The organism is Onishia taeanensis, from assembly GCF_003268885.1.
Classification (GTDB): Bacteria; Pseudomonadota; Gammaproteobacteria; order Pseudomonadales; family Halomonadaceae; genus Onishia; species Onishia taeanensis_A.
Window position 1 is genome coordinate 1 of sequence record NZ_QLSX01000020.1, and the last position, 10,523, is coordinate 10,523.

The 10,523-nt window shown below is 54.5% G+C and carries 10 protein-coding genes and 1 pseudogene; 9 read left to right on the plus strand and 2 right to left on the minus strand.

The window, feature by feature from the left end:
- On the minus strand, positions 1-245 hold a 245-nt coding region (locus tag BCL93_RS16855), incomplete at its 3' end, for a transposase family protein (protein ID WP_146742516.1).
- Between the two features lie 178 nt (positions 246-423).
- Between BCL93_RS16855 and BCL93_RS16860 the strand changes: the two genes are divergently transcribed.
- The 9 genes from BCL93_RS16860 to pseI all read left to right on the plus strand — a co-directional run bounded on the left by BCL93_RS16860 (position 424) and on the right by pseI (position 10,397).
- Positions 424-1,203, plus strand: coding sequence for a Wzz/FepE/Etk N-terminal domain-containing protein (locus tag BCL93_RS16860; protein ID WP_112056524.1), 780 nt, complete (start codon positions 424-426; stop codon positions 1,201-1,203).
- 378 nt (positions 1,204-1,581) lie between these two features.
- Positions 1,582-2,604 (plus strand): NAD-dependent epimerase, encoded by a 1,023-nt coding sequence (locus tag BCL93_RS16865; protein WP_112056525.1) that lies wholly within the window; start codon positions 1,582-1,584, stop codon positions 2,602-2,604.
- Between the two features lie 221 nt (positions 2,605-2,825).
- Positions 2,826-4,634 (plus strand): ABC transporter ATP-binding protein, encoded by a 1,809-nt coding sequence (locus BCL93_RS16870; protein WP_112056526.1) that lies wholly within the window; start codon positions 2,826-2,828, stop codon positions 4,632-4,634.
- A gap of 24 nt (positions 4,635-4,658) precedes the next feature.
- Complete coding sequence (pseB, locus tag BCL93_RS16875) at positions 4,659-5,657, plus strand: UDP-N-acetylglucosamine 4,6-dehydratase (inverting) (RefSeq protein ID WP_112056527.1); 999 nt, start codon at positions 4,659-4,661, stop codon at positions 5,655-5,657.
- A complete protein-coding gene (gene pseC, locus BCL93_RS16880) occupies positions 5,657-6,820 on the plus strand; it encodes a UDP-4-amino-4,6-dideoxy-N-acetyl-beta-L-altrosamine transaminase (RefSeq protein ID WP_112056528.1) in 1,164 nt (387 codons plus the stop codon). Before pseB ends, pseC begins: the two co-directional genes overlap by 1 nt.
- The gene (gene pseF, locus BCL93_RS16885) at positions 6,817-7,569 is read left to right on the plus strand and encodes a pseudaminic acid cytidylyltransferase (protein WP_112056529.1); all 753 of its coding nucleotides are present in this window, start codon (positions 6,817-6,819) and stop codon (positions 7,567-7,569) included. Before pseC ends, pseF begins: the two co-directional genes overlap by 4 nt.
- Positions 7,566-8,711 (plus strand): UDP-2,4-diacetamido-2,4,6-trideoxy-beta-L-altropyranose hydrolase, encoded by a 1,146-nt coding sequence (gene pseG, locus BCL93_RS16890; protein ID WP_112056530.1) that lies wholly within the window; start codon positions 7,566-7,568, stop codon positions 8,709-8,711. Before pseF ends, pseG begins: the two co-directional genes overlap by 4 nt.
- Complete coding sequence (locus tag BCL93_RS16895; protein WP_112056531.1) at positions 8,708-9,364, plus strand: formyltransferase family protein; 657 nt, start codon at positions 8,708-8,710, stop codon at positions 9,362-9,364. Before pseG ends, BCL93_RS16895 begins: the two co-directional genes overlap by 4 nt.
- Positions 9,354-10,397: a pseudaminic acid synthase gene (pseI, locus tag BCL93_RS16900; protein WP_112056532.1), complete on the plus strand. Its 1,044-nt coding sequence runs from the start codon at positions 9,354-9,356 to the stop codon at positions 10,395-10,397. Before BCL93_RS16895 ends, pseI begins: the two co-directional genes overlap by 11 nt.
- A gap of 23 nt (positions 10,398-10,420) precedes the next feature.
- Here the strand turns inward: pseI and BCL93_RS17595 are convergent.
- A pseudogene (locus BCL93_RS17595) lies at positions 10,421-10,523 on the minus strand (IS481 family transposase); the annotation flags it as partial.

The following is a 10,523-nucleotide window of genomic DNA, read 5'->3' on the forward strand; positions in this document are numbered from 1 at the left end:
TTCACCAGCGCCATCACCCTGGCCAGGGTGTCATGGCTCGGCACGCCAGCCTCAAAATCACCGTACTGGCGGAGAAAGTCGAGCTTCGCGTGGCCAAAATCCTCTATCTCGTCCCAACCTTCAGCACCACATATCACCGCGCAGACCGTCAGGAACAAGATGTCCGACAGCTGATGCTGCACTTTCCAGGCCTGTCGGAAGTCGGGAACGATCGATAAATGGTGCATAAGAGACGGTGTCAGCATGAGTCATCCATGAGCAAAAGCTGCTAGATGACCACATTAGCTCCTACTGGTAAAGCGCCACGAGGCCCGTCGTAGCGCGGTTTTTCATGCGTTTTCCCTGGACGCCCAGGTAATCCCCGGGCGGTAGCGTGCCTGCTCGCCGCGTGAATAAAAAGCTAATCAACGGGTAATTGATTCAATGACCGAGCAGCGCTCTTCCTACGATGACGAAATATCCCTGGTCGACCTAGCGGCCATTCTGGTTCGCCGCTGGAAGGCGATGGCCATTATATTCGCGGTGGTAGTGCTGGCAGCGTTCGCCTACGTGCTGACTTTGACACCGACCTATAGCTATGTGTCCGTTTACGAAGTGGCTGAGCAAGCCCCGGTAGGGGAGGGGAATACCGAACGAGCTCTGGAGTCGGCGGGCACCGTCATAGCCAAGGCACAGAGTCTCGCCGTAGCTCCCGTGACGCGTGAGCTCCTCCAGCAGTCAGGGCTAGAATCGCTGCCTTTTGCTGTGGACCTGACGACGCCTGAGGATACTCAGCTAGTGAAAATTACCTCACAGGCTTCAGAAGCCAACTCGGCCTTGGTAGAAAAAATGCACAGTGCTCTGTTGGATAACATCGCAAGCAACCAGCAGGCCTTGGTCGACCGGCAGCGGACGAGCCTCGAGAATCGCCTGGAAAGCCTACAAGCCTCACTCGCTGCCGCCGAGCAATCTACATCGTCTGGTGCAGCAGACCTCCTGGCCAGTTATACCGAGCAGATTGCGATGACCAAAGATCGTCTTGGCTTGCTCAAGGATGGTCGAGTCGCGCAGACGGCTGTGCAGAGCCTGGAAAAAACAGGTACAAGCCGTACGCTTATAATGGCTCTCGCCTTGGTACTGGGCGGAATGCTTTCTGTGATGGGCGTGTTTCTGCTGCAGTTTGCGGGTCTCGTCTGCAGCAGCCTCAAAGAACAGGAATCCTAAAGCTACTGATAACCGCCCTTATCGGTGGTGGTCAATAAAATCAGTAGGTTACAGAAATCGCCTCATAGAAATGTGAGGCTTTCTTGTAAAAAAGTGATGGCTTTGGCGAAATTAGAAGTTGATAAAAATATGATTCCTCCCCAGATCAGGTGCTAATATTTCCATGAGATTTTTCGACATTGACCCTCAAAATTCCAGCCTTCTGTTAACGGATTTCTTTGCTGAAAGTTAGCCTCCATAAAAGTACGGTGTTGTCTTGCAGAGACGAGGCATCCGCATTTTCTTTTTAATGAGGCTAGCTGGCCGTAATGTGGCTTTAATCGCCATCTGCGGTCGGCGTTTCTCAGTAAATTTGTATTTATGAATTAGAGGAACTTCATGACCATACTGGTTACTGGCAACGCAGGCTTTATCGGCTTCCATGTCGCCAAGACCTTACTTGAGCGTGGCGATAGCGTGGTCGGCTTTGATATCGTCAACGACTATTATGACATCGATATCAAGGAAGCCCGGCTCGAGATCTTAGAGGAGACGGCCCGGCGAACCGGAAGTGAGTATGTTTTCTACCGTGAGAACCTCGCCGATCGTGCAGCCGTGGAGCGCTGCTTCACTGAACAGCGCATCGGCCGGGTCATCAACTTGGCTGCCCAGGCTGGTGTGCGCTATTCGATTGAGAACCCCCATGCCTACGTGGAAAGCAATATTGTTGCCTTTACCAACCTGCTCGAAGCGTGCCAGCACTATAGGGTTGAGCACCTCACCTACGCCAGCACCAGTAGTGTATACGGCGCCAATACCAAGATGCCTTTTTCCGAGCATGAGGGCGTCGATCACCCGCTGCAGTTCTACGCCGCCACTAAGCGTGCCAACGAACTGATGGCCCACAGCTATAGCCATCTTTACCGGCTACCGACCACCGGCCTGCGTTTCTTCACCGTCTATGGCCCCTGGGGCCGCCCAGACATGGCGCTGTTCCTGTTTACCAAGGCAACCCTTGAAGGGGAGCCGATTCAGGTGTTCAACCACGGAAACCACACCCGTGACTTCACATACATCGACGACATTGTCGAAGGCGTGATTCGGACAAACGATGTGCCGGCCACACCAAGCCCTAGTTGGAATAGCGAGGCCCCAGATCCTGCCACCAGCAATGCCCCTTTCAGGATATACAATATTGGCAACAACGATCCAGTCATGCTCAGCGCTTATATTGAGGCCATCGAGGAGGCTTTAGGCAAGCGAGCCATAAAGAAGCTTCTGCCGATTCAGGCTGGCGATGTGCCGTATACTTTCGCCGATTCCACTGAACTTGAGCGTGCAGTCGGCTATAAGCCAGCCACACCTGTGAGTGTAGGCGTGGACAACTTCGTCGCTTGGTACCGGGACTATTATCAGGTCTGATCACAGCGCTAATGAACGCCATTGGGTCGCTACGGGAGCGCAGAATGTTACGCGCTACATGGCGAGAGTTATAATGGCACTTAAATGTGTCTGATGAGGTGGCTTAGCCCCTTTAATCTATATTACTCATCGCAGTTTTAATGAGCTGTGCAACATCCTAACTGACAGGCCTTGCGTTGTACTTGTAACTTGAGATAATCCACCGTTGAAATGACCCATATATGCTAAGCCAGCTTAAAGAACTCTACTCCTTACTGACCTCTGAGCAGCGAAAAAAGCTAATGCGCTTGCAGTTCCTCGTGGTGGTGATGTCCTTCACTGAGATCGCCGGGGTGGTATCAATCGGGCCCTTCATGGCATTAGTGGGCGATATGAGCCAGCTGCGGGGCGATGGCCTAGTCGCTGATCTTTACCGCGCCAGCGGTGTTGCCGAACCTCGCACCTTCTTGTGCTTGCTGGGTGTCGGTGTGCTGGTCGTACTTACCATGGCGGCCTGTATCTCCATGTTTACTATCTGGCGGCTTTCTATGTATGGCGCCAGGGTGGGTGCCGAGCTCGCCAGCCGGCTCTTCAGGCACTATATGCACCAAACTTGGCTGTTCCACGCTGGCGGCAGCAGCAGCCAGTTGACGAACCAGATAGCCCAAGAGTGTCAGCGAATTACCAATACCATTATCAACCCGCTGATGCAGATGAATGCCAAGCTGATTATGGCGGTGGTGATGGGGGGGGCGATCTTTCTGTACAACCCTTTAGTAGCCTTAGCGGGTTTGGCGATTTTTTCTGTTGCCTACATACTGCTGTATCGCACGGTGCGCCTGCGCCTAGTCCGCAATGGCAAGACGATCACTGATGCTCAACGGCTTCGCTTCAAGTTAATGGCTGAGGGGTTCGGGGGAATCAAGGATGCGTTATTGTTGGGCCGCCAGGGGGTTTTCACCGAACGATTTGATGCTGCCAGTGAACGTTTCGCCGAGGCTCAGGGTACCACCCAGGCGATGAGCCAAGCACCGCGCTACGCGATGGAGCTGGTCGCCTTCGGCAGCGTGATTTTCCTGATTCTTTATTTGTTGGCCTCCCATCAGGGTAACTTGGGCACCATATTGCCAGTGCTTTCGGTTTATGCGCTTGCTGGCTTCAAATTACTACCAGCCTTTCAGCAGGTGTACACCAGCATCTCTCAGATCCGTGGCAATCTGGCAGCCTTCGATTCACTACGTGACGACCTCTATGCCAGTAGCCTGGAGCATATTCGTAACCCACTGACCGAGAAGGGGCTATCGGAGCAGCATCTTCCCCCCAAACACAATATCCAGCTGACCAATGTGACCTTTGGCTACCCCGGCAAGCAGGAAGCGGCTTTAAGTGAGCTGAACCTAGAAATCCCCGCCAATCATGTGGTCGGCTTGGTTGGGGCGTCAGGCTCCGGGAAGTCCACTCTAATAGATCTGCTGCTAGGTCTGATTGAGCCACTGGCCGGTCAGATATTAATAGACGGTCGGCCACTGACAGGCGAAAACCGTCGTGCTTGGCAGAACAGCCTGGGCTTCGTACCACAGTCGATCTTTCTAGCCGACAGCTCCATTCGTGAAAACATCGCCTTTGGTCTGCCGATGGAAGCCATAGACGATGTCAAGGTACGACAAGCAGCCAGCATGGCTCACCTCGATGAACTGCTTGCCGAATTGCCCGATGGACTTGAAACGACAGTTGGCGAGCGCGGCGTGCAACTTTCCGGCGGTCAGCGCCAGCGTATCGGCATTGCCCGAGCGCTCTATCACGATGCAGATGTTCTGATCCTTGATGAAGCGACTAGCGCCCTGGACGGCATTACAGAGAAGCTGATTATGGACGCTATCCATGATTTCTCAGGCAAGAAAACAATTATCATGATCGCCCATCGCCTTGCTACGGTAAAACAGTGCGACAGCATCTACTTGTTGGCGGATGGACGCTTGGAGGATCACGGCAGCTTCTCTGAACTCTCCGAGCGTAACGCAATCTTCAAGCGCATGGCTGAACATGCGTAATGGCTATCGAAAGGGAAACCCTGAATGTTTAATGATTCATCCATACTCGTTACCGGCGGCACTGGCTCCTTTGGCCATACCTTCATTCCCATGCTGTTAGAACGCTATAACCCTAAGCGGGTGATTATTTTCTCGCGCGATGAGATGAAGCAGTGGGAAATGGCCAAGAAGTTCCAAGGTGATTCACGTGTACGGTTCTTCATTGGGGATGTCCGTGATCGGGATCGCATTTATCGAGCGCTGGATGACGTGGATTATGTGATTCATGCTGCAGCGACAAAGATCGTGCCTACCGCTGAATATAATCCTTTCGAATGCGTTAAGACCAACGTGCAGGGGGCAATGAATCTGATTGATGCCTGTATCGACAAAGGCGTGAAGAGGGTTGTGGCGCTGTCCACTGATAAGGCCAGCAGTCCGATTAACCTATACGGTGCTACCAAGCTTACTTCAGATAAACTTTTTGTAGCCGGGAACTCCTATGCAGGGGGGCACAAAACACGCTTTTCTGTTGTACGCTACGGCAACGTAATGGGCTCTCGCGGTTCAGTGATACCCTTTTTTGTTTCCGTTCGAGACAAAGGTGTTCTGCCTATAACAGATGAGCGCATGACCCGATTCATGATCTCGCTAGAACAAGGAGTTGAACTCGTTTGGCATGCCTTCGAAGACATGGAAGGCGGTGAAATCTACGTTAAGAAAATTCCCTCTATGAAGGTGACGGACCTTGGTAGGGTCATAGCCCCTGAGGCTGAACAAGAAGTTGTAGGTATTCGTCCGGGTGAGAAATTGCACGAACAGATGATTGGTGCTGAGGATGCTCACTACACCTATGAGTATCCAGAACATTTCAAGATTCTGCCGGCGATCCACAGCTGGGATCAAGACGCCAATCGCATCAAGGACGGAAAGAAAGTTCCAGAAGGCTTTATCTACTCCAGTGACAATAATCCCGAATGGATGAGCAGTGCAGAACTCAAGTCCTGGGTAGATGCTAACTGGGAAAAAATTGGAGCGATCTGATGATTCCTTACGGTCGCCAGGATATCCAGCAGGCTGACATCGACGTAGTACTAGACGTGCTTCACTCCGACTTCCTGACCCAGGGCCCTATGGTGCCGCGCTTTGAGCAGGCGGTTGCCGAGAAGGTTGGGGCTCGCCACGCCCTGGCCGTCAATAGTGCTACGTCGGCGCTGCATGTTGCCTGCTTAGCGCTGGGCTTAGGTGAAGGCGACTGGCTATGGACCACCCCGGTCACCTTTGTGGCCTCGGCCAACTGTGGCCTATACTGCGGTGCCCAGGTCGACTTCGTGGACATAGACCCGCGAACCTATAATCTCTGCCCTAGAGCGTTAGGAGCTAAGCTTGAACAGGCCGAGCAAACAGGGCGCCTGCCGAAGGTCGTAGTCGCCGTCCATCTTTGCGGTCAGCCCTGTAAGATGGAGGCGATCCATGCCCTGGGGCAGCGCTTCGGTTTTCGCATCATCGAGGATGCGTCACACGCCATAGGGGGACAGTATCAGGGGGAATATATTGGTAGCGGCCGCTACAGTGATATCACCGTGTTTAGCTTCCACCCGGTGAAGATCATCACTACCGCTGAGGGTGGCATGGCGCTGACAAATAACGATGCCTTGGCCAGCCGCATGGATCTGCTGCGCAGTCACGGCGTCACCCGTGATCCCGAGCTGATGACCCATGAGGTCGATGGGCCGTGGTACTACCAGCAGGTCGCCTTGGGTTTCAATTACCGCATGACTGAGTTGCAAGCTGCTTTGGGCGTCTCCCAACTCGAGCGTTTGGATGACTATGTAGCCACACGCAATGCACTCGCAACTCGTTACGACGAACAGCTAGCCGGTCTTCCCGTTACGACACCCTGGCAACATCCCGACAGCTATTCGGGTCGTCATCTTTACGTGATTCGCCTCGAGCTTAATCAGGTCCGCGTGACGCACCGACAGGTCTTCGAGTCGCTCCGTGAGCAAGGCATCGGTGTCAACCTGCACTATATCCCCGTGCACACCCAGCCATATTATCAGCAACTGGGCTTCCGGCCGGGTGACTTTCCTGAAGCCGAGTGTTATTACGCGCAGGCGATCAGCCTGCCGCTGTATCCCACCATGAACGACACGCAGCAGGATCTAGTGATAGCGGCCTTGCGTCAATCGCTGGAGGCGTCATGAGCCATACCTTTTCGGCAGGGCGTGTTACGGCAGAACGTGTGGCCGTAATTCCCGCCCGGGGTGGGAGCAAGCGGATTCCACGCAAGAACATTCGCGAGTTTGCTGGCAAGCCCATGATCGTCTGGTCAATCGAGGCTGCGCTGAGCAGCGGATGCTTTGCACGGGTGATCGTCTCCACTGATGATGAGGAAATCGCTGCCATAGCCGAGGCGCATGGTGCAGATGCCCCCTTCCGCCGTCCCGCCACACTCGCCGACGATCATACTGGCACGGTCCCGGTGATCGCTCACGCTATTGATTGGCTGCGCGAGCAGGGGCAGGCGCCGCAGGCGGTGTGCTGTCTCTACGCCACCGCGCCTTTTATACAGCCAGAGGACCTGAAGATAGGCCTCGCAGCGCTGGAAGATGACGACGTAGACTACGCCTTCTCGGTGACCAGTTACGCCTTTCCCATCCAGCGCGCCTTGCGTCTGACGCCCAATGGACGCGTAACGATGTTCCAGCCCGAACACTTCACTACACGCTCCCAGGATCTTGAAGAAGCGTGGCACGATGCCGGTCAGTTCTACTGGGGCCGCGCGGAGGCTTGGCGCGATGGTCAAGCGATATTCACCCCACGTGCCATACCTGTAAAACTGCCGCGTCATCGCGTACAGGATATAGACACGCCGGAAGACTGGCAGCGTGCCGAGTGGCTTTTCCGTGCCTGGCAGGCTGAGAAGGTGGTGGAGCGCGGGGCTCGGGAATGAGGAATGAAGCACCCGACATCTCGACCCAGGTGGTGGTATTCCGTGCCGATGCCTCACTGGAAATCGGCACCGGCCATATCATGCGCTGCCTCACGCTTGCCGAGGCCCTCAGGAAGCAGGGCGCCGAGTGCCACTTTCTGTGCCGTGAACACGCGGGGCATTTGATTGACGCCATCGAGGCGCGGGGCTTTAACGCTCATCGTTTACTTGATGAGAGCCTGTACCGCACCTCTGCCCCGACGAGAGACCTCCAGCCGGATCATGCACACTGGCTAGGCACGTCCTGGGAAAGCGACGCTGAAGCCTGTGGCCCTCTGATAGTGCAGTTGGCGCCGGACTGGCTGGTAGTGGATCACTATGCGCTGGATGCTCGCTGGGAAGCTGCTGTGTTACCTGAGCAAACACGGTTGCTGGTCATCGATGACCTCGCGGATCGTGCTCATTGTGCTCACTTGTTGCTCGATCAAAACTTGGGGCGTGAAGCAGAAGACTATATAGGCCTAGTGCCGGCGGAGTGCCGGGTACTGGCGGGACCACAGTTTGCTCTGTTGCGGCCGGAATTTGCCGAGCGGCGTGAGAGCAGCCTGGCCCGCCGGCACCGACATCCGGCGGTCAAACGGCTGCTGATCAGTCTTGGCGGTGTCGATAAGGACAATTCCACTGGTCAGGTACTCGACGCTTTGAACGCCTGCGACTTACCCAACGATCTCGAGATCACTGTAGTCATGGGCGCCACAGCGCCCTGGTTGGAAGAGGTCAAAACCCGAGCCGTGGAACTGCCATGGTCCACTGAGGTGGTCGTCAACGTGTCGGATATGGCGCGGCGCATGGCCGAGGCAGATCTCGCGATCGGCGCCGCCGGCAGCACCACCTGGGAGCGTTGTTGCTTAGGGTTGCCCACCCTTATGCTCGTACTGGCGGAGAATCAGCAGCACATTGCCCAAAGTCTTCACAACGCCGGTGCAGCGTTAACCCTTGGAAGCATTGATTCGAGCGCTTGGAAACCCCAACTGCAAGAATACATCGCAAAGAGCGTGTTCGAATCTGCATATCGTCAAACGCTTACCTGCGATGCAGCCAATGTGACGAACGGTACTGGCGTGTCGACTCTGGTTGGTTTGATGCTGGAGGGTGAAAGATGAAAATAACGGTTCTTTGCACCGATGCCGACCACCCGGTCAATGATTGGCTGATGAGGTGGAAAGATCTGCACCATCGTCAGCATGACATCTATATCTGCCGTGATCGGCAGGACCTGTGTGGTGGCGATGTCTTGTTTCTCGTTTCCTGCAGCCAGATCATTAATGCTAAGTACCGCGAAAAATACCGGCATGTACTGGTGCTGCATGCCAGTGACTTGCCGAAAGGGCGTGGCTGGAGTCCGCATATTTGGGCGCTGCTTGAAGGAGAAAAAACCATTACGGTCAGTCTGCTAGATGCTGAAGATAGTGTTGATACAGGCGCGATCTGGGCCAAGCGCACCTTTGAAGTCCCTGCACATGCCCTGCATGATGAAATTCATGAGCTCTTATTCGATACCGAGCTGGCATTAATGGATCAAGCGTTGCTACTAGTGGCGGACGGAAAGACGCCCGCCCCTCAGTCGCCTGACGTGGCCGCGTCGTATTACCCAAAGCGCTCACCTACAGATAGTGAAGTAGACCCTGCTCAACCGCTCAGTGAATTATTCAACACCATCCGTGTAATGGATCCAAGCCGTTATCCCGCTTATTTTCAGCTTCACGGGCACATCTACACGATTGAAATGAAAAAGGTATCCCCCAATGACGATTGACATCGACGGCCGTACCATTGGGCCGGGGCATGCGCCTTACATCATCGCCGAACTTTCCGCTAATCATAATGGCAACATTGACACGGCCCTAAAGATTATCGAAGAGGCCAAGAAGGCCGGGGCTGATGCCATCAAACTGCAGACGTATCGCCCGGATACCATCACGCTCGATAGTGATCTGCCTGATTTCCAGATTATGGAAGGCCTGTGGGAAGGACGTACCCTGTACGAACTCTATGAATGGGCGCATACCCCTTGGGAATGGCACCAAGCGCTCTTCGATCACGCACGCAAGCTGGGTATCACAATTTTTAGTTCGCCCTTCGACAATACTGCGGTCGATTTTCTGGAAGAGCTCGGTGCGCCGGCCTACAAGATCGCCTCCTTCGAGGCCGTTGATCTATCGCTCATCGAGTATGTGGCTAAGACTGGAAAGCCGATGATCATCTCCACCGGCATGGCAGATGCAGATGAGATCCAGGAAGCCATTGACGCCGCCCAAGGTGCTGGCTGCAAGCAGTTGGCAATTCTACACTGCGTAAGCGGATATCCCGCTCCGGCAGAAGATTACAACCTACGTACGATCACTGATATGGTGGAGCGGTTTGGGTTGGTAACAGGCCTGTCGGATCATACGATCGATAACACAACGGCGATTACCAGCGTGGCACTGGGCGCCAGCCTGATCGAGAAGCATTTTACCCTCGACCGTAACGGGGGAGGGCCTGACGACAGCTTCTCACTGGAGCCTGCTGAACTCACCGCCCTGTGCCGAGACAGCAAGACCGCCTGGCACGCGCTTGGGAAAGTGGACTACGGAAGGAAATCCAGTGAGCAGGGGAATGTACAGTTCCGGCGTTCACTCTATTTCGTCAAGAACTTGAAGGCAGGTGAACTCATTACCAAGGATTCCGTGAGGAGTGTGAGGCCGGGGTATGGACTGCCTCCGAAACACCTGGCTGATATCATAGGGCGGAGAGTTACTAGTGATGTGTCGATCCACTCAGCAGTAACAGAAAATGTGATCAACTGATGCGCTGCCTTCGGTGGGTAGATGTCGGGTCCCGTGTGATTGACCACCTGCTTGGTAAATAACTCAGGTCGCTTTGCCTGCCATTCCTTCATCACCGCAATCGGTGATTGATGGTTCTGCGGGATG